At 73.5% G+C, this 19,285-nt stretch carries 15 protein-coding genes and 1 pseudogene; 3 read left to right on the top strand and 13 right to left on the bottom strand.

Annotated features, from left to right (window positions below):
* Nucleotides 1-14: 14 nt before the first annotated feature.
* Entirely contained in the window at nt 15-872 is an 858-nt protein-coding gene (locus tag ACWCHM_RS19570) for a sulfurtransferase (RefSeq protein ID WP_421489040.1), read from the bottom strand.
* A 97-nt stretch (nt 873-969) separates the two neighbouring features.
* Here ACWCHM_RS19570 and ACWCHM_RS19575 point away from each other — a divergent pair, with 97 nt between their 5' ends.
* Entirely contained in the window at nt 970-1,656 is a 687-nt protein-coding gene (locus ACWCHM_RS19575) for a metal-dependent transcriptional regulator (protein ID WP_204957014.1), read from the top strand.
* A 55-nt stretch (nt 1,657-1,711) separates the two neighbouring features.
* On the opposite strand, the gene ACWCHM_RS19580 is transcribed toward ACWCHM_RS19575, so the two are convergent.
* The 6 genes from ACWCHM_RS19580 to nrdR form a co-directional block, all read right to left on the bottom strand.
* The gene (locus ACWCHM_RS19580) at nt 1,712-2,263 is read right to left on the bottom strand and encodes a hypothetical protein (RefSeq protein ID WP_421489041.1); all 552 of its coding nucleotides are present in this window, start codon (nt 2,261-2,263) and stop codon (nt 1,712-1,714) included.
* 105 nt (nt 2,264-2,368) lie between these two features.
* On the bottom strand, nt 2,369-3,625 hold the full coding sequence (locus ACWCHM_RS19585) for an MFS transporter (RefSeq protein WP_454219297.1): 1,257 nt from the start codon (nt 3,623-3,625) through the stop codon (nt 2,369-2,371).
* Nucleotides 3,626-3,682: 57 nt separating this feature from the next.
* Complete coding sequence (locus tag ACWCHM_RS19590; RefSeq protein WP_421486342.1) at nt 3,683-3,925, bottom strand: DUF5522 domain-containing protein; 243 nt, start codon at nt 3,923-3,925, stop codon at nt 3,683-3,685.
* Nucleotides 3,926-4,075: 150 nt separating this feature from the next.
* Nucleotides 4,076-5,017 (bottom strand): DUF2332 family protein, encoded by a 942-nt coding sequence (locus ACWCHM_RS19595; protein WP_454219298.1) that lies wholly within the window; start codon nt 5,015-5,017, stop codon nt 4,076-4,078.
* A 196-nt stretch (nt 5,018-5,213) separates the two neighbouring features.
* The gene (locus tag ACWCHM_RS19600) at nt 5,214-8,102 is read right to left on the bottom strand and encodes a vitamin B12-dependent ribonucleotide reductase (protein WP_421489046.1); all 2,889 of its coding nucleotides are present in this window, start codon (nt 8,100-8,102) and stop codon (nt 5,214-5,216) included.
* 80 nt (nt 8,103-8,182) lie between these two features.
* Entirely contained in the window at nt 8,183-8,671 is a 489-nt protein-coding gene (gene nrdR, locus ACWCHM_RS19605; RefSeq protein WP_204957009.1) for a transcriptional regulator NrdR, read from the bottom strand.
* A gap of 553 nt (nt 8,672-9,224) precedes the next feature.
* Between nrdR and lexA the strand changes: the two genes are divergently transcribed.
* Nucleotides 9,225-10,010 (top strand): transcriptional repressor LexA, encoded by a 786-nt coding sequence (gene lexA / locus ACWCHM_RS19610; RefSeq protein WP_204957008.1) that lies wholly within the window; start codon nt 9,225-9,227, stop codon nt 10,008-10,010.
* Between the two features lie 497 nt (nt 10,011-10,507).
* On the opposite strand, the pseudogene ACWCHM_RS19615 reads toward lexA, so the two are convergent.
* Nucleotides 10,508-12,088, bottom strand: a pseudogene (locus ACWCHM_RS19615) (hypothetical protein); the annotation flags it as partial.
* A gap of 48 nt (nt 12,089-12,136) precedes the next feature.
* On the bottom strand, nt 12,137-13,588 hold the full coding sequence (hflX, locus tag ACWCHM_RS19620) for a GTPase HflX (protein WP_454219299.1): 1,452 nt from the start codon (nt 13,586-13,588) through the stop codon (nt 12,137-12,139).
* A 175-nt stretch (nt 13,589-13,763) separates the two neighbouring features.
* On the opposite strand from hflX, the gene ACWCHM_RS19625 reads away from it, so the two are divergent.
* Nucleotides 13,764-15,236 (top strand): NAD-dependent malic enzyme, encoded by a 1,473-nt coding sequence (locus ACWCHM_RS19625; RefSeq protein WP_204957005.1) that lies wholly within the window; start codon nt 13,764-13,766, stop codon nt 15,234-15,236.
* Nucleotides 15,237-15,688: 452 nt separating this feature from the next.
* On the opposite strand, the gene dapF is transcribed toward ACWCHM_RS19625, so the two are convergent.
* The 4 genes from dapF to ACWCHM_RS19645 form a co-directional block, all read right to left on the bottom strand.
* Nucleotides 15,689-16,522 carry a diaminopimelate epimerase gene (gene dapF, locus ACWCHM_RS19630; RefSeq protein WP_454219300.1) on the bottom strand — a complete coding sequence of 278 codons (834 nt, stop codon included), beginning with the start codon at nt 16,520-16,522 and terminating at the stop codon, nt 15,689-15,691.
* 7 nt (nt 16,523-16,529) lie between these two features.
* Nucleotides 16,530-17,441 (bottom strand): tRNA (adenosine(37)-N6)-dimethylallyltransferase MiaA, encoded by a 912-nt coding sequence (gene miaA / locus ACWCHM_RS19635; protein ID WP_454219301.1) that lies wholly within the window; start codon nt 17,439-17,441, stop codon nt 16,530-16,532.
* Nucleotides 17,438-18,391 carry a hypothetical protein gene (locus tag ACWCHM_RS19640; RefSeq protein ID WP_454223116.1) on the bottom strand — a complete coding sequence of 318 codons (954 nt, stop codon included), beginning with the start codon at nt 18,389-18,391 and terminating at the stop codon, nt 17,438-17,440. Before ACWCHM_RS19640 ends, miaA begins: the two co-directional genes overlap by 4 nt.
* A gap of 194 nt (nt 18,392-18,585) precedes the next feature.
* Nucleotides 18,586-19,035 carry a hypothetical protein gene (locus ACWCHM_RS19645; RefSeq protein WP_239484649.1) on the bottom strand — a complete coding sequence of 150 codons (450 nt, stop codon included), beginning with the start codon at nt 19,033-19,035 and terminating at the stop codon, nt 18,586-18,588.
* Nucleotides 19,036-19,285 lie beyond the last annotated feature (250 nt).

A 19,285-nucleotide genomic window follows, 5' to 3' on the forward strand; every position in this document is an offset into this window, starting at 1 on the left:
ACCACACGTGCAGGTCAGCCGCCAGGTGTCGGGCCGGTCGCCACCGGCCGGGACCCGTCGGCGACCCATCCGCTCCACGATCCGACGTAGAGCGCGGCGTCCGGCCGGCCCGCCAGGTGCAGGGCCAGCACCGCCTGCGCGGCGGTCACCCCCGACCCGCAGTACGCCCCCACCGGCGCGTCGGCCCGCACCCCGACCGCGGCGAACCGGTCCCGCAGCACATCGGCCGCCGGGTAACGGCCCTCGGTGACGTACCCGGGGGCGGGCAGGTTCACCGCGCCCGGCACGTGCCCGGCGACCGGGTCGATCGGCTCGGTCTCGCCCCGGTAGCGGGGCGCCGCCCGCACGTCGATCAGCACCCCGTCGTCGGCCGCCGCGAGGGCCGCCGCCGCGTCGGCGTCCAGCACCGGCAGCGCACCAGGCCGGACGGTCACGTCACCGGGCGTGACGGTGGGCACCTCGACGGTGTACGGCAGCCCGGCGGCGCACCAGGCCGCCCAGCCGCCGGCCAGCACCCGCACCTGCCGGTGCCCGGCCCAGCGCAGCGTCCACCAGGCGCGGGCGGCGGCCAGGCCGTCGCCGTCGTCGTACACCACCACGGGGTGGCCGGTGCGCACGCCGGCGGCCCGCAGCGCGGCCTGGAGGGCGGCCGGGTCGGGCAGCGGGTGCCGGCCCGCCGCGCCTGGCGGACCGCACAGGTCGGTGTCCAGGTCGACGAAGACCGCGCCGGGCAGGTGCCCGGCGACGTAGTCGTCGCGGCCCGGCGGGCCGGCCAGCCGCCAGCGGACGTCCAGCAGGGTCGGTGTGTCGGGCCGGGCCAGCTCGGCGGCGAGCCGGTCCGGCTCGATCAGGGGGTCATCGGTACCGGACATGACGTCCAGTCAACACCATCGCGGCAGCGACCTCGCGTTTCGGCGCAGGTCGATCTTCGCGCGCCGGGGTAGCATCGACCACCGGGAGGCCGCTGACGTGAAGCATGACCTGGTCGACACGACCGAGATGTACCTGCGCACCATCCTCGAACTCGAAGAGGAGGGGGTGCCGCCGCTGCGTGCCCGGATCGCCGAGCGGTTACGGCAGAGCGGGCCGACCGTCAGCCAGACCGTGGCCCGGATGGAACGCGACGGGCTGCTCACCGTCGAGGGCGACCGGCACCTGGCGCTCACCGAGCTGGGCCGGGGCAGCGCCGTGTCGGTGATGCGCAAGCACCGGCTGGCCGAGCTGCTGCTGGTCAACGTGATCGGGATGCCCTACGAGGAGGCCCACGAGGAGGCCTGCCGGTGGGAGCACGTGATGAGCGACGCAGTGGAGAAGCGGGTGTACGACCTGCTCAACCGTCCCACCCGCTCGCCGTACGGCAACCCGATCCCGGGGCTTGAGGAGCTGGGTCCGCCGCAGGCCGGAGCCAGCGATCCGGTCGAGGGTGAACGCAACCTCGCCTTCCCCGGGCTGACCGGGCAGGTGGTGGTCCGGCGGATCTGCGAGAGCGTCCAGACCGACGCCGACGTGCTGCGGCAGCTGCACGCCGCCGGGGTGGACCCGGGCGCCACGGTGACCGTCGCCCAGGAACGCGACGGGGTGTTCATCGACCGCTCCGGCGAACGGGTCCGGCTGCCCCGCGAGGTCGCCTCCCGGGTCTTCGTCGCCGCCCACTGACCACCCCGGCGGCGGCCCGGCCGTCACAGCGACCGGGCGTCCCAGCGACCAGCCGTCACAGCGACCGGGTGTCGAGGGTCCTGGCCAGGTCGACGAGGTGGTCGGCCACCTCGTCGGCGGTCGCCCGGTCGTCGGCCGGCCGGCAGGTCCAGCGGAGCGTGGCCAGCCGGTCCTCGGTGGCGAGCCAGCCCACCTCGGCCGTCGGGCCGCGCTTCGCGGTCTTCGCACCGGTCCGGCGGTAGGCGGCCTGGCCCAGCTTCGACACCTTCTTCGCCCCGGCGGGCAGCACGTCGGCGGTGAAGGTGGGCACGTCGATCGAGGTGTCGGTGACCGTCAGGGTCAGCTCCGGCCAGGTGGCGTCGGTGGCCCGCACCACGCAGGTGCGGGTGTCGCCGCGGTCGCTGGCGGCGGCCACGTCGAAGCGGACCCCGGCGTGTTCCTCGATCACCGCGAAGTCGAGCAGCCGGCACGCCCCACCGGACGAGGCGGCAGCCACCTCCACGGTGGCCGGTTCCCCGGCGGGCAGCCGTACCGGCTCGACCTCCGACGCGCCACAGCCCGTGGTCAGCAGCACGCCCACGCCGGCCAGCCAGATCCGCCCGTGCACGGGCACACCTCCGTGATCGTCGACGGAAAGCCCGCCGGTGTCCGTCGGAAACCGTACGGGTTGGGGTTGCCGGACGGAAGACCCCGGGTGGCCCGCCCCGGCGGGTCAGCCCGGCGGCAGGTCGCGCAGGGTCCGCAGTGGAGACAGCACCACGAACAGGGCGGCACTCCAGGTGCCGAGCGCGCAGACCACCAGCGCCGGCCGCAGTCCCCAGTGGCTGCCGAGCAGGCCGCCGGTCAGCGCCCCCAACGGCACCACCCCGAAGCAGACCCACAGGAACGCGGCGTTCACCCGGCCGAGCAGCTCCGGCGGGGTGATCCGCTGCCGGTACGACAGGATCGACACGTTGAACAGCACCGCGTTGGCGGAGAACGCGGCCAGCCCGACGACGTAGAGCGCCAGCCCCCACCCGGGTCGGGCCAACGGCACCAGCAGATAGAGCGGTCCCGGCACCGCCATCGCCACCCAGATCACCCGGGCCGTGCCGATCCGGCGGGACAGCGGGGCGGCGAACGCGCCGGTGACCAGGCCGCCGACCGCCCCCAGGGAGAAGACCAGCCCGACCGTCGCCGGGCCGGCCCGCAGCTCCCGGACCAGGAAGCTGACCTCCAGCGCGGTGGTGCCGATGGCGAAGAAGTTCGAGGTGGCGGTGCAGGCCAGGATGCTGCGCAGGATCGGACGTCGGCCGACGAAACGCAACCCCCCGGTGAGGGCGACCCGCACCGGCACCCGGTCGGTGGGCCCGCGGTCCCGGACCACCGGGCGGACCGCCGCCAGCGTCGCCGCGCTGAGCAGGAACGCCAGTGCGGTGCCGAGAAACGTCCGGGCGGCACCGACCAGCCCGGCCAGCACCCCGCCGACGGTCGGCCCGACCAGCGCGGCGGTGTCGGCGGTGACGGTCAGCCCGGCGTTCGCCTCGACCAGTCGGTCCGCCGGGGCCAGCGCCGGCACGATGCTCTTGTAGGCCACGGTGAAGAGCACCGTGAGCACCCCGCACAGCCCGACGACGACGTACAGGAAAGCCAGGGTGAGCCGGCCGACCAGGGCGACCGCCGGCAGCGACGACAGCAGCGCGGCCCGGCCCAGGTCACAGCCGATCATCAGCCGGCGCAGGTCGACCCGGTCGGCCAGCAGCCCCGCCGGCAGCGCGAAGACCAGGTACGGCAGCCAGGCCAGCACGGTCAGCAGGGAGACCTGGAACACGCTGGCCCGCATCGGGCCGGCGGCCAGCAGCGGCACCGCCACCCCGGACATCCGGGTGCCCAGCTCACCGACCGTCTGGCCGGCCCAGAACAGGGCGAAGCTGCGGTCCCGCCACAGCGGCCGGCGCATTGCCCGGCCACCGGTCAGTTGTGCCGTCATCGATCCCCCGTCGGTCCGCACCCAACCTAGGTGTGCCGGGTGGCCGGGGCACCTGGATTAGTCGTCGACGTACGGGCAGTGCCGGCAGCCACGCCCGCAGCAGGTGCCGCGCCGGGCCAGGAAACCGGCGGTGAGGACGAACAGGCCGGTGGCCGGGTCGGGATAGCCGGCGTCCCCGGCGGCGAGCGCAGCGGCGTGTGCGGTCAGGATCCGTGCCCGGTCGGGGTGCTCCGGCGGCAGCCGGGACGGGTGCGGCTCGGTCAGCGGCCGGTCCGCCAGCGGACGTCGTTCGCCACTCACCACGAGGAGTCTACGGACCGGGCGGGCTGGGCCGTGCGCATGGCCGGGCCGGCGGTTTCGCGGACGGTCGGGCCGTTTCGTGCGGGTCAGCCGTGGCCTTGGCGTGACGGGTGCGGGTCGACCGGGGCGCGGTGCGGATCGGGTTGGCGGTCAGGGGCGGGTGAACCAGTGTGCCTCCTGGCCGTGCGAGCGCATCCAGGCCAGCGGTGTCCCGTCGAGGGCGAGCACGTTGTACAACGTCCCGTCGGGCGGGGACGGCAGCCCGTCGAGGGCGAGCACGTCGGCCGCCTCGGCGGACACCCAGTGGCCGGGCAGGGCGCGGACCAGCGCGACGAAGGCCGCCCGAGAGGCCGGCGGCACCTGGTAGAGCACGGAGGTGTGCAGGACCACCAGTGTCGCGCCGGCCGGTGCCCGGGCGGCCAACGCCGGCAGGTCGTCCACCAGGTCACCGCGGACCAGCTCCGGCGGGTCAGCGGCGGCCACCGCCGCTGCCGCCCGCAACCGGGCCCGGCGGTGGGTGTGCTCCGGCCAGATCAGCGCGTCGAGCCAGGCCACGTCGGCCGGATCGGTGACGTCGAGCGGGTTCAGGTCGAGGCCGGCCCGCCACACCACCTCGGGGCGGGTGGTCGGCGGCCCGATCCCGGTCAGCGTGCAGTCGAGGACCGGCTCCCCCGCCCCGAGCAGGTGGTCGCCGTAGCGGTAGGCGTACCGGTCGGGAAAGAGGCAGAGACCGGCGGACGCACCGACCTCCAGCAGCGCCAGCGGCTGCGGCAACGCGGCCAGCACCGGCAGCAGCGCCGCGCAGCGGCCGGCCTCGTTGGTCTGCACCGCCCGGGTGAGCATCGCGGCCCGCACGGCGGGCCAGTGCGCCACGGTGTGGGCTCGGAAGGCGGCCGGGTCGTCGACCGGGCCACCGAGCCAGCGGACCACGCCGAGGAGCAGTTGCGGCTGCCGTTTGGCCGGGGGCAGGGTGTCCAGCAGGGCGAGCAGTTCGTCGTCGCGGGTGACCGCGTGGGCCAGCCGTTCGTAGGCCGGGGAGACCCCGTGCGCCTCCCGGGTGGCGAACTCGACGTACCGGTCGGCGGTGGTCATGCCCCGATCATTCCCGCCGCGCCCGTCCGGCGGGGTCCCCGGTGCGCCGCCGTGGGCGTGATCCGCGTAACGGGCGCGAGGTGGCGGTGTCCGGGTAGGACCGTTGCCGCTACCCCGGCCACCGGGGTCGATGATGGGGACGAAACGCGGGAGGGCCGGCACCCGTCGGGTGCCGGCCCTCCGTTCGACGCGTACGTCAGCTGCAACCGCTGGTGGAGCCGCAGCCCTCGCAGACGTAGCAACTGCCGGCGGGGCGCATCTTCGTACCGCAGGTGAAGCAGAGCGGCGCGTCGGCGGCCTTGCCGATCACGGCCTCCAGCAGTTCGGTGGAGGAACCAACGGCGGGCGCCGGCTTGACGGTGGCCGCCCCGGCCAGCTCCTGCGCCGGCTGGGCCACCGGACCGGTCTTCGGCTCGACCGCCTCGACCGGGGCGGAGGACGCCATCGCCGTCAGGTCGGTGCCGGCGGCCTCCGCGTCGGCCTCGGCCCGCAGCTGCGCGGCCCGCTCCTTGGCGGTGAAGATGCCCAGCTCGGCACGGCGCTCGTAGGGCAGGAAGTCCAGCGCCAGGCGACGGAAGATGTAGTCCATCACCGAGGCGGCCATCCGCACGTCCGGGTCGTCGGTCATGCCGGCCGGCTCGAAGCGCATGTTGGTGAACTTGCTGACGTACGTCTCCAGCGGGACGCCGTACTGCAGGCCGATGGAGATCGCCACCGAGAAGGCGTCCATCACCCCGGCCAGGGTGGAGCCCTGCTTGGACATCTTGAGGAAGACCTCGCCGAGGCCGTCGTCCGGGTAGGACGAGGCGGTGAGGTAGCCCTCCGCGCCGCCGACCGAGAAGGAGACGGTCTGCGAGGGGCGCTTCTTCGGCAGCCGCTTGCGCACCGGGCGGTACTCGACGACCTTCTCCACGGCCTTCTCGACCTCGGCGGCCGGGGCAACGGTCTCGGCCGCGCCCTTGTTGGGCTTGGCCACCGACAGCGGCTGGCCGACCTTGCAGTTGTCCCGGTAGATCGCCAGCGCCTTCAGGCCGAGCTTCCAGCCCTCAAAGTAGATCTTCTCGACGTCGGCGACGGTGGCCTGCTCCGGCATGTTGACCGTCTTGGAGATGGCCCCGGAGATGAACGGCTGGACGGCCGCCATCATCCGCACGTGCCCCATCGGCGCGATCGACCGCTCACCCATCGCGCAGTCGAAGACCGGGTAGTGCTCCGGCTTGAGGCCGGGGGCGTCCACCACGTGCCCGTGGTCGGCGATGTGCTCGACGATCGCCTCGACCTGCTCCTCCGGGTACCCGAGGCTACGCAGGGCACGCGGCACGGTCTGGTTGACGATCTGCATCGAACCGCCGCCGACCAGCTTCTTGAACTTCACCAGCGCCAGGTCGGGCTCGACCCCCGTGGTGTCGCAGTCCATCATCAGGCCGATGGTGCCGGTCGGGGCGAGCACGCTGGCCTGCGAGTTGCGCCAGCCGTTGCGGTCGCCGACCTTGTTGCCCTCGGTCCACTGCCGGGTGGCCTCGCGCTGGATCGCGGTGGCCACCGTGCCGGCCGGCTTGATGGCGTCGTTGGCGGCGGCGTGCTTGCGCATCACCCGCTTGTGCGGCTCGGCGTTACGGGCGTAGCCGTCGTACGCGCCGACGATGCCGGCCAGCTCGGCCGACCGGCGGTACGCGGTGCCGGTCATCAGCGAGGTGATCGCCGCGGCCACCGACCGGCCCTGCTCCGAATCGTACGGCAGGCCGGAGGCCATCAGCAGCGCGCCGAGGTTGGCGTAGCCGATGCCGAGCTGCCGGTAGGCGCGGGTGGTCTCGCCGATCTTCTCGGTCGGGAAGTCGGCGAAGCAGATCGAGATGTCCATCGCGGTGATGACGAACTCGACCGACCTGACGAACTTCTCCACCTCGAAGCCGCCGTCGGCCTTGAGGAACTTCATCAGGTTGAGCGAGGCCAGGTTGCACGAGGAGTTGTCCAGGTGCAGGTACTCCGAGCACGGGTTCGACGCGGTGATCCGGCCGGTCTCCGGGCAGGTGTGCCAGTCGTTGATGGTGTCGTCGTACTGCAGGCCGGGGTCGGCGCATTCCCAGGCGGCCTGGGAGATGGTGCGGAACAGCTTCTGCGCGTCGATCGTCTCGATGGTCTGCCCGTCGAGCCGGCCGCGCAGGTCGAAGCCGCCGTTGTTCTCCACCGCCGTCATGAACTCGTCGGAGACCCGGACGGAGTTGTTGGCGTTCTGGTACTGGACGCTGACGATGTCGGCGCCGCCCAGGTCCATGTCGAAGCCGGCGTCGCGCAGCGCGCGGATCTTGTCCTCCTCGCGCGCCTTGGTCGCCACGAACTCCTCGATGTCCGGGTGGTCCACGTCGAGGATGACCATCTTGGCCGCGCGCCGGGTGGCACCGCCGGACTTGATGGTGCCGGCGGAGGCGTCCGCGCCGCGCATGAAGCTGACCGGGCCGGAGGCGGTGCCACCGGAGGAGAGCAGTTCCTTCGAGGACCGGATGCGGGACAGGTTGACCCCGGCGCCGGAGCCGCCCTGGAAGATCCGCCCCTCCTCCTTGTACCAGTCCAGGATGGAGTCCATCGAGTCGTCGACCGAAAGGATGAAGCAGGCGCTGACCTGCTGCGGCGACGGGGTGCCGACGTTGAACCAGACCGGCGAGTTGAAGCTGAACACCTGGTGCAGCAGCATCCAGGTCAGCTCGTGCGCGAAGATCTCGGCGTCGCCGGGGGTGGCGAAGTAGCCGTGCTGTTCGCCGGCGGCCCGGTAGGTGCTGACCACCCGGTCGATGAGCTGCCTGAGCGACCACTCGCGCTGCGGGGTCCCCACCGCGCCCCGGAAGTACTTGGTGGTGACGATGTTGGCCGCGTTGACGCTCCACGACTCGGGGAACTCCACCCCGCGCTGCTCGAAGTTGATCGAGCCGTCCCGCCAGTTGGTCATGACGATGTCGCGGCGTTCCCACGTCATCTCGTCGTACGGGTGCACGCCCTCGGTCGTCCAGACCCGCTGCACCTTGAGCCCCGTCACCGCGCCGTTCTTCGCCGCCCGCGACCGGCTTGTTGTCACGCCGTCCCCCGCCATCTCATCGGCCCCCTCGTCTGCGCGGCCACCCGCCACGCGTCGTCTCTGTCAGAATCCACGTCGTTGCTGTCGGAAAAGACTCAGTCGGTACGGCCGGCGGCCCCGGCCGCGTCGGCGCGGGCCTGTGCGGCGGCCCGCAGCGTCTCGATCTCCCGTTCGAAGTCGGCGAGCGAGTCGAACGAGCGGTAGACGCTGGCGAAGCGCAGGTAGGCCACCTCGTCCAGGTCGCGCAGTGGACCCAGGATCGCCAGTCCCACGTCGTGGCTCGGCAGTTCGGCCGCACCCTTGGCCCGGACGGTCTCCTCGACCTTCTGGGCCAACAGGGCGATGGAGTCCTCGTCGACCGGCCGCCCCTGGCACGCCTTGCGCACCCCACCGATGATCTTGGTCCGGCTGAACGGCTCGGTCACGCCACTGCGCTTGACCACCGCGAGCACGGCCTCCTCGACCGTGGTGAACCGTTTGCCGCATTCCGGGCAGGAGCGCCGGCGACGGATCAGCTGACCGTCGTCGGCCTCACGCGAGTCGACCACCCGGGAGTCGGCGTGCCGGCAGTACGGGCACCGCATCGCCTGACCTCCTTGATCGACCGGGGCCGCCCGCCCACCTCCGGGCACGCGTCGGCCCGGCGGAGCCGGCTTCGCCAGCCGTCGCCGTGGTCGACGGTACGGGAGTGCGGTGGGTAGTCGTAACCCAACCTGTGGGCAACTTACGCCCGTGTGACTACTACATCTAGGGGTCGACCGTAGGCCGCCGAGGGAGTCGGGTCAAGTTGCCCGCGTGTCTGGCGCGTCACCGGCGACCACCGGCGGCGACCCGTCATCCCGGGGGCACGCTGAGTGCAACCGACCGGAGCCACGGGAGGTTACCGGCCACCCGGACAACCCTCCGGACGGAGGACCAGGCCCGGCGGGACGTACCATCTACCAGAACAGGCGTACGAAAGGCCAGGATTTCCACCCGACACGCCGAGTTGCGTCGTACAGATGTTTGAAAATGACCGATCTCACCTATACGGTCATGAACGACCGGGCACGGCGCACCACGTCGGTCCGGCACCGCGACACCCCCGCACGCACCACGAGCCGCCAAGGCACCCAGCGCCGACCAGGGAGGACGGACGTGACCGAGGACCGGGCCAGCCGGCAGAAGAACCCGCAGCCGAGCGCCGAGGCGGGTCCCCCGGCCAGTCGGCGTCCCCGCGCCGCCCGCAGCCGTACCGGCCAACCGGCCGTCCGCCCGGTCACCCCGGTGGTCAGCGGCTTCCCCGACCCCACCGCCGTCGACCTGACCGCCCGGCAGCGCCGCATCCTGGAGTTCATCCGCAGCTGGGTGGAGCGGCACGGCTACCCGCCGAGCGTCCGCGAGATCGGTGAGGCGGTCGGCCTGGTCTCCCCGTCGAGCGTCGCCTACCAGCTCAAGGAGCTGGAGAAGAAGGGCTTCCTGCGGCGCGACCCCAACCGGCCCCGCGCGGTGGACGTGCGCGCCCCCGGCGGCGACGCCGACGACGAGCTGAGCCGCGCCCAGCGCCCCACCCCGGCGTACGTGCCGATGCTGGGCCGGATCGCCGCCGGCGGCCCGATCCTCGCCGAGCAGGCGGTGGAGGACGTCTTCCCGCTCCCCCGCGAGCTGGTGGGTGAAGGCGAGGTCTTCATGCTCCAGGTCAAGGGCGACTCGATGCTCGACGCGGCGATCTGCGACGGCGACTGGGTGGTCGTCCGGCAACAGCCGACCGCCGAGGCCGGTGACATCGTGGCCGCCATGCTCGACGGCGAGGCGACCGTCAAGACCTACCGGCGACGCGACGGCCACGTCTGGCTGATGCCGCAGAACCCGGCCTTCGATCCGATCCCCGGTGACGACGCCACCATCATGGGCCGGGTCGTCGCCGTGCTCCGCCGGATCTGACCCGTGACCTGACCGGTCGCCCTTCCCGGGAGGAAGGGCGACCGGTCAGGTGTGTCGGGAGGTTCGCCGTCGCGTCAGTAGCGTTCGCCGCTGCGGCCGGGCGGTGGGCCGTACTGGCCGCCGCGCCGGTCGTCGTGGCCCTCACGACGTGGGCCGGAGCGCGGCTCGCGGGGGTCGGTCTCCCGGCGCGGCGGCTCGGCCCGCCCACCGCCACCGCCGTAGACACCGCCACCGCCGCCCCGGCCACCGGCCGGCGCGCCACCACGGCCGCCCGGAGGCGGACCGCCCCGGCCGCCGGCCGGGGCACCACCACGGCCACCGCCCGGGGCAGCGCCGCGCCCGTCCGGCGGCGTGCCACCCCGGGCACCCGGCGGCGTGCCGCGCCCGGCCACCGGGGCACCGCCACGGCCCCCCGGAGGGACACCTCGGCCGCCGGCCGGGGCACCACCACGCCCACCGGCGGGAGCACCGCCACGCGGGTCCACAGCCGGCGGGCCGCCCCGGGACGCGCCGCCGGCCGGGGCACCATGGGGAGCACCACCGCGCGGACCCGCGCCGTTACCCGCCGGGGCGGCACCATAGACCCCGCCGCCGGCGGGACGACCACCGCCGTAGACCCCGCCGCCCGCCGGGCGACCGCCGGTCGGTGGCGGCCCACCGGCCGGACGGCCGGCGGGAGCCGCACCGGACCCGGCCGGGGGCCGGCCACCGCCGTAGACCCCGCCGCCGGCCGGGCGGGCGGGCGACCCGCCGGGCGTCGCCGGAGCACCGTAGACACCGCCGCGTGGCCGGTCCGCGACCGGCTCGGCGGCGTGCGGACCGTCGCCTGCCGACCGCCCCTCGGCGCGGGAGACCGCGCCGGAGGTGAACACGTCGTCGTCCTGGTCGACCGGGTCGTCGCCGACCGTCGCAGCCCGCCGCCGGGACCTGACGATCCCGACGATGCCGGCCCCCACCAGGAGCGCGCCGACCACGCCGACAGCACCGATCAGATAGGTGATCTGGTCCAGGCTGAGGTTGTCGTACCAGGACTTCTCGGTCGCCGGTTTGGCCCCCGCCTCGCCCTCGACCGGCTCGGCACCCTTGGTCGACGGCGTGTAGCCGAGGATGTCGATCGGGTCCTCCGGGGCGAGTTCCCCGCCGTCGGAGACGGTGACGAACCCGGTGCCGTCCGGGGTGTACGAGATGGCCTCGCCGAACGGGTCGGCCAGCGGGGTGACCCGGGGCTTGCCGGTGGTCAGGGCGGCCACGATGTCGTCGCCGCTGACGTCGTACTCGAAGGCGTCGGCGTAGGTACGCAACACCACCCGGCTGCCGTCGGGCGAGCGGGCCGCCCCGGTGATCGCCACCCGGCCGATGATGTTCAGCGGGTTGTCGGTGGTGGTCTTGGGCAGGGTGATCTCGCCGACCTTCTTCATCGGCACCGGATCGGTGTTGCCGTCAGGGTCGAGCTTGGCCTCCGGGGTGAAGATCTCCGCCTTGCCACTGGGCACCTTGGTGATCACCAGGGGGAGTCCGTCCGCGCCGACCAGCAGCGCCTCGGCGTCGTGCGGCTTACGCTCCGGGTACGACAGCCGGTGCAGCACCGGCTGCTTGGACCCGGAGACCGGCATCGTCCAGACCGCGACCCGGGTACGCCGTTCCCGGCTGGTGACGTTGTCGCCGGTGTCGGCGATCCAGAGGGTCTTGCCGTCGGGCGAGAGGGCCAGGTCCTCGGTGTCGAACGGGCCGTCACCGGAGTACTTCACCGGCTCCTTGGCGATCTTGCACTTGGTGTCCAGGAAGAAGACCCGCTTGCGGCTCTCCTCCAGGGTGCCGTCGTTGATCACGATGTAGCCGGTCTTCGTGGCGACCAGACCGGACACCTCGCGCAGCCGCTCGTCGCTGATCGTGCACTTCTTCTTGCCCGCCGCCGCGAGCGGACCCGCCCCGACGGCCAGCGGCCCCGCTCCGGTGACGGGCGGGGCCACCCCGGCGGGGACGGCGGAGACCGGTGCCGCCCCGGCGGCAGCAGCGGGTGCCACGGCCGCGCCGAACAGGGCGAGGGCAACCGTGACCGAGGAGACAGCGCGGCGCATGGCGTCAGTGTCGCATGCCGCGATGAACCTCAGGTCACACCGGAGCGCTCACCGACTGCCGGCCACCGCCGGATCACCCGCCGCCACGAACGGCGTCAGCTCGGCCGCCAGCGCCTCCCCCACCCGGACGTGCAGGAGCGTGCCCTCGGGCAGGTGGGAGGTGCTGAGCACCTCACCCTGCCGGTGCAGCCGGGCCACCAGGTCACCCCGGTCGTACGGCAGCACCGCGCGGACCTCCACCGCCGGGCGGGGCAGCCGCTGCTCGATCACCTCACGCAACGCCTCGATGCCGCGCCCGCTGTACGCGGAGACGAACACCGCGTCCGGCCAGAGCCGCTTGAGCCGCAGCAGGGTCTCCTCGTCGGTGGCGTCGGTCTTGTTGACCACCAGCAGCTCGGGCAGCCGGTCGGCACCGACCTCGGAGAGCACCTCGCGGACGGCCCGGACCTGTTCCTCCGGGTCGGGGTGGGTGCCGTCGACCACGTGCACCACCAGGTCGGCCTCGGCGACCTCCTCCAGCGTCGAGCGGAACGCCTCGACGATCTGGTGCGGCAGGTGCCTGACGAAACCCACCGTGTCGGAGAGCGTGTAGAGCCGCCCGTCCGAGGTGGTGGCCCGGCGGGTGGTCGGGTCCAGGGTGGCGAAGAGCGCGTTCTCCACCAGCACGCCCGCGCCGGTGAGCCGGTTGAGCAGACTCGACTTGCCGGCGTTGGTGTAACCGGCGATGGCCACGGCGGGAACGGCGTTGCGGGAACGACGGGCACGCTTGGTCTGGCGTACCGTCTTCATGGCCTTGATCTCCCGACGTAGCCGGGCGATGCGGTGCCGGATGCGCCGACGGTCGGTCTCCAGCTTGGTCTCACCGGGACCACGCAGGCCCACCCCGCCACCGGCGCCGCCACCCCGCCCGGAACCACCCGTCTGCCGGGAGAGCGTCTCACCCCAACCACGCAACCGGGGCAGCAGGTATTCGAGCTGGGCCAGCTCGACCTGCGCCTTGCCCTCCTTGCTCTTGGCGTGCTGGGCGAAGATGTCGAGGATCAGCGCGGTGCGGTCGACGACCTTGACCTTGGTGCGCTGTTCCAGGTTCCGCAGCTGGGACGGGGACAGCTCGCCGTCGCAGATCACCGTGTCGGCGCCGGTGGAGAGCACCACGCCGGTCAGGTCGTCGACCTTGCCCCGGCCGACGTAGGTGGCCGGGTCGGGACGGCTGCGGCGCTGGATCAGCCCTTCGAGCACCTGTGAACCGGCGGTCTCGGCCAGGGCGGCCAGCTCGGTCAGCGAATTGTCGGCGTCGCGCTGGGTGCCCTCGGTCCAGACGCCGACGAGGACGACCCGCTCCAGCCGCAGCTGGCGGTACTCGACCTCGGTGACGTCGGTCAGCTCGGTGGAGAGGCCGGGGACCCGCCGCAACGCCTGCCGCTCCGACAGCTCGTACTCGCCGGTCGTGGCGTCGAGGTCGTCGTCCGAGTAGGGGGTCTGGGTCTCCTGGTCTCGCAAGCTGCGACTCCTGTCCGTTCTGTGCATGTACCGAGTAATCCTGACATGGGTCAACGCCGAGCGCGACTGCTATATGCCCGTGGTGGAGGTCGCCGAACGCGGGGCCGGCTGCCGCCGTGGCCCGGCGGGCGAGTAGAAATGCTGACGAGCCGCCAGCGACGACGGAGGTATTTCCGTGGCCATCACCCGACTGCCGAGTGCCGGATTCTCGATCACGATCCGGATCGCGGTCCCCGCGGACGCCTCCTCGATCGGCCGGCTGACCACGTCGGTCGGCGAGGCAGGTGCGATCGTCACCGCGCTGGACGTGGTCGACTCCGACCCGACCCACGTGATCGTCGACCTCACCTGCGACACCGCCGACGCCGGCCACGCCGACCAGGTCGTCGAGGCGCTCACCGCCCTGGACGGGGTGGACGTGCGTAAGGTCTCCGACCGGACCTTCCTGCTGCACCTCGGCGGCAAGATCGAGGTGCACTCCAAGGTCGGGCTGCGGACCCGTGACGAGCTGTCCCGGGCGTACACCCCGGGGGTGGCCCGGGTCTGCATGGCGATCGCGGAGAACCCGGCGGACGCCCGCCGGCTCACCATCAAGCGCAACACGGTCGCCGTGGTCAGCGACGGCTCGGCCGTGCTCGGTCTGGGCAACCTCGGCCCGGCGGCGTCGCTGCCGGTGATGGAGGGCAAGGCGGCCCTGTTCAAGCGGTTCGGCGGGGTGGACGCCTGGCCGGTGGTCCTCGACACCCAGGACACCGACGAGATCGTGGCGATCGTCAAGGCCATCGCCCCCGCGTACGGCGGGATCAACCTGGAGGACATCGCCGCGCCGCGCTGCTTCGAGATCGAGGCCCGGCTGCGCGAGGCGCTGGACATCCCGGTCTTCCACGACGACCAGCACGGCACCGCGATCTGCGTGCTGGCCGCGCTGACCAACGCGCTGCGCGTCGTGGGCAAGCAGCTCGCCGACGTCCGGGTGGTCGTCTCCGGGGCCGGCGCGGCCGGCACCGCGATCATGAAACTGCTGCTGCGCCAGGGCGTCGGCGACATCATCGCGTACGACCGGCAGGGCGCCCTGCACCGCGACCTGCCCGACCTCAACCCGGCCTGGCAGTGGCTGGCCGAGAACACCAACCGGGACAACTACTCCGGCGACCTGGCCGGCGCGGTCCGGGGCGCGGACGTCTTCATCGGGGTGAGCGCCCCCAACCTGCTGACCGGCGACGACATCGCCACCATGGCCAAGGACGCGATCGTCTTCGCGCTGGCCAACCCCGACCCGGAGGTCGACCCCCGGGAGGCCCGCAAGCACGCCGCGATCGTCGCCACCGGCCGCTCCGACCAGCCGAACCAGATCAACAACGTGCTTGCCTTCCCAGGCGTCTTCCGGGGCATGCTCGACGCGCACGCCGAGGAGTTCACCGAGGAGATGGCGATCGCGGCGGCCCGTGCCATCGCCGACGTGGTCGGTGAGGACAAGATCAACCCAACGGTCATCGTGCCGAGCGTCTTCGACTCCCGGGTCGCCCCGGCGGTCGCCGCCGCCGTCCGTGCCGCCGCCCAGAACCCGGCCGTCACCCCGCCGCCGGCCGCCGACCCGGGCCCGGCCGACCTTCCCGAGATCGCCGCCACCGCCAGCGCCACCCCCTGACCCCGACGCCCCTCCCCGTCCCCACCTCCCCCACCTCGCCCCACCTCCCCCACCTCGCCCCGGTGATCAAGAGGTTTACGTCATCCCACCCGCCATCTCTGACGCATACCTCTTGATCACCCGACACCACCCCCTCCGGTGCCGGTGATCAAGAGGTATACGTCACCCAAGGCCCCGACTCTGACGTAAACCTCTTGATCACCCCGCGCCACCCGCCTGACAGCGGTGATCAAGAGGTTCACGTCAACCCACCCGCCATCTCTGACGCATACCTCTTGATCACCCGACACCACCCCCTCCGGTGCCGGTGATCAAGAGGTATGCGTCATCCATGGCCCCGGTTCTGACCTGAACCTCTTGATCACGGGGCAAGGCGAAGCGGGGGCACGGCGAAGCGGGGGCAAGGCAAGCAGGGGCAGGCGAGACGGGAGGGAGGGAGGGAGGGAGCGGCGTCAGGGGAGGGTGAGGGTGCCGGTGGCGATCAGGACGGCGGGGCCGGCGAGCCAGCAGGAGTCGGCGGTCACCGTGACCGTGAGCCGGCCACCGGGGACGTCCACCGCCACGATGCCGGTGTCCCGGGTGGCGTCGCGCAGCGCCACGGCGGCGACCGCGCAGGCACCGGTGCCGCAGGACAGGGTCTCGGCCGAGCCACGCTCGTAGACCCGCATCAGGACGTGCTCGTCGGTGCCGTCGACCGGGTCGGCGGGGGCGGTGAACTCGACGTTCACCCCGTGCGGGAAGACCCGGGGGTCGAATTCGGGTGCGCGGGTCAGGTCCAGGTCGGCCAGGTCGATGCCGGCCGGCAGGGCGCAGACCAGGTGCGGGTTGCCGACGTCCACCGCCGTGCCGGGCAGGGTCAGTCCGCCGAGGACGGCGCGGGAGGCGTCGTACAGCCGGGGGCGGCGCATCTCGACGGCGATGGTGTCGCCGTCGACCCGGGCCCGCACCAGGCCGGCGCGGGTGGCCACCGGCAGGGTTCCGCCGGTCGTGGTGGCCAGCCCGGTCGCCAGCAGGTAGCGGACGAAGACCCGGGCCCCGTTGCCGCACATCTCGGCGGACGAGCCGTCGGAGTTCCAGTAGTCCATGAACCACTCGGCCTCCCCGGCGAGGGCGACCCCGTCGGGGTGTTTCGCCGCCCGGACCACCCGCAGCACGCCGTCGCCGCCGAGGCCGCGCCGCCGGTCGCAGAGCGCGGCGACCAGGCCGGGGGTCAGATCGAGGGCGCCGTCCGGGTCGGGCAGGATGACGAAGTCGTTGCCGGTGCCGTGACCCTTGGTGAACTCCACGCCCCCATCATGGCCGATGCCCGGCGACCACCCGCAGGGCAGTCTCGACAAACGTCGGCACGGTCGGGTCCAGCCAGTGGATCCGCTGGTCACGGCGGAACCAGGAGCGTTGCCGTCGGACGAACCGGCGGGTGGCCCGGATCGTCTCGTCCCGGGCCTGCGCCTCGTCGGTCTCCCCGGCCAGGAACCGCAGCACCTGCTGGTAGCCGAGCGCGCGGCTGGCCGTCCGGCCGTCGGCCAGGCCCTGCCCGCACAGCGTACGGACCTCGGCGACCAGCCCGTCGGCCCACATCCGGTCGACCCGCGCCGCGATCCGTTCGTCGAGCAGCGCGGTGTCCAGGTCGACGCCGAGCTGCACCGCCGGGTAGTACGGGGTCGGGGCGGGCAGCGCGGCGGTGAAGGGCGCCCCGGTCAGCTCGATCACCTCCAGCGCCCGGACGATGCGTCGACCGTTGCCGGGCAGGATGCCCGCCGCCGCCGCCGGGTCCGCCCCGGCCAGCCGGGCGTACAGCGGGGCCGGGCCGAGCTGCGCCAGCTCCGCCTCCAGCCGGCCGCGTACCGCCGGGTCGGTGCCGGGGAACTCGAACTGTTCCAGCACCGCCCGCACGTACAGGCCGGAGCCGCCGACGAGCAGCGGCACCCGCCCCCGGGCCAGGATGTCGTCGACCGCCGCGCGGGCCAGCCGCTGGTACTCGGCGACGCTGGCCGGTTCGGTGACCGGCCAGATGTCCAGCAGGTGGTGCGGTACCCCGTCGCGTTCGGCCGGGGTGAGCTTGGCGGTGCCGACGTCCATGCCCCGGTAGAGCTGCATCGAGTCGGCGTTGACCACCTCACCGCCGAGGGCGTGCGCCAGGGCGATGCTCAGCGCCGACTTGCCCGCCGCGGTCGGGCCGACCACGGCGACGACCGTGCCGCTCACCGCGTCACACCGCCCGCCGCTGCCGTCCCGGCGTCACCCGCCATTGTCCCGGCGTCACCCGCCGGCGTCCCGTCCGGGCCGGTCGGGTCCGTCCGCGTCCAGGAGGCCACCAGGTAGCCGACGCCGTAGGGGACGCCGTGGTGGCGCAGTTCGCCGTGCCAGTCGCCGCCGGCCGCGCGGACCGCCCCGGCCAGCACCTGCCAGGCCGGCCGACCGGCGACCCCCAGCTGCGCCGACAGCACCGGGTCCAGGCCGAGCAGCGCGTCGGCGTCCGCGTCGGCCAGGGCACGGGCGACCCCCTCGTCGTACGCCCCGGCGCGCGGGTCGTCGTAGCCCGGCGCTTTCGGGCCGTGGCAGGCCGACCCGTCACCGAGCACCAGCAGGGCCCAGGGCCCGTCCACCCGCAGCCCGGCCCCGAGGGCGGCGCACCGGTCGGCCGGCTCGTCCGACGCGACGCTCACCATCCGCCATGCGGTCGGTGCCGGCGGGGCGGTCCGCTCGACCAGCCAGGCCCCGACCAGCAGACTCAACGGCAGCCCCGCGTCGTCGGCCGGCAGCGGCACCGGCTCCACGCCGCCCGGCGGGGGCACGGCCGGCAGCGACCCACTGCCGCCCCGGGGAGGCACGGCCCGCAGAAGCGCAGGGTGGTCGGACCGTGGCGGGGCGGTCCGGACCGGGGAGGGGCTGGCCGGGTCGGGGTGGGGTGTTCCGAGGTCGACCGTGAGGGGCAGTCCCCAGGGGGCGAAGCTGCCCCGGCGGGGCAGCGCCAGTTCGGTGGTGCGCTCGCCGGCACCGACCAGCACGACGGTGTCCGCCCCGGCCGCGTAGAGGGCGGCGACGGCGGCGGCGCAGGCGTCACGCAGCTCCGCCAGCTCGGGCGCGGCGGCCCCGGCCAGCTCCGGCACGATCAGCGGCGGGTGTGGGCAGACGGCGGCGGCGAGCAGTGGCACCAGGCAACGGTAGCGGCCGGGCACCGCCCGCTCCGCCCACCCCGCCAGTCCGAGCCGCCGCTCCAGCGCGCCGCGCACGTCGGTAGCGGCCGGGCACCGCCCGCTCCGCCCACCCCGCCGTCGGGCATGCCCGGGTGCGGCGCGGGGGCGGGCATGCGGGTGGTCGGCCCGGCCGCCGGCTCGGGGGTCGACGGTCAGCCGGTCTGGCCGCCCCAGCCGCCCTGCACCATGGTCTGGAACCGCCACTGCCCGCCGGTGCGGACCAGCAGGTCGGCGTAGCGCACCCGCTGGCGTTGGCCGTCGAGGGTGAACTCGGCCTCGGTGAGCACCACGGCCAGGCTGCGGGTGAGGAAGTAGGGCGTGCGGCGGCTCTCCATCCGCAGGTCGCCCCCGCCGCCGAGGACGCCGCCCATCATCTCCAGGTAGGCCGCCCGGTCGAGTTGGCGGGCCGACCCCTCGCCGGCCGCGTCGTCGGTGACCGTGTTGAGCGGGAACATCGCCAGGTCGGCGGTGCCGGCGACGTCACCCGCCTCGGCCAGGGCGTCGTACCGGCGGAACCACTCGTCCAGCTCGGCGAGATCGGCGGCGTCGGGCACGAACCCGGGGTCGGCCGGGGGCGTCATCCGGGTGTGGGACTGGGTCATCCTGCTCCTCCTCGCCCGCCCGCAGCACGGGCGGCAGCATCCTGTACGGCCTACCGTACAGCGTACGGCGCATTGCGACACTCGCCCCACGGAGCCTGTGTGTGGGTGCTAGGACACCGTATGGTCACGGTCAGAGACAGGCGCTCGACGCGGACGGGGGCGGACCTGTGACAATGCCGGGAGCAAGTTGGCTGCGCCGTGGCGGCGATCGCGGGGGGTTTCCCGACGACGCCGGGAGAACGAGGATGGG

It is taken from the genome of Micromonospora sp. SCSIO 07396, assembly GCF_053667945.1.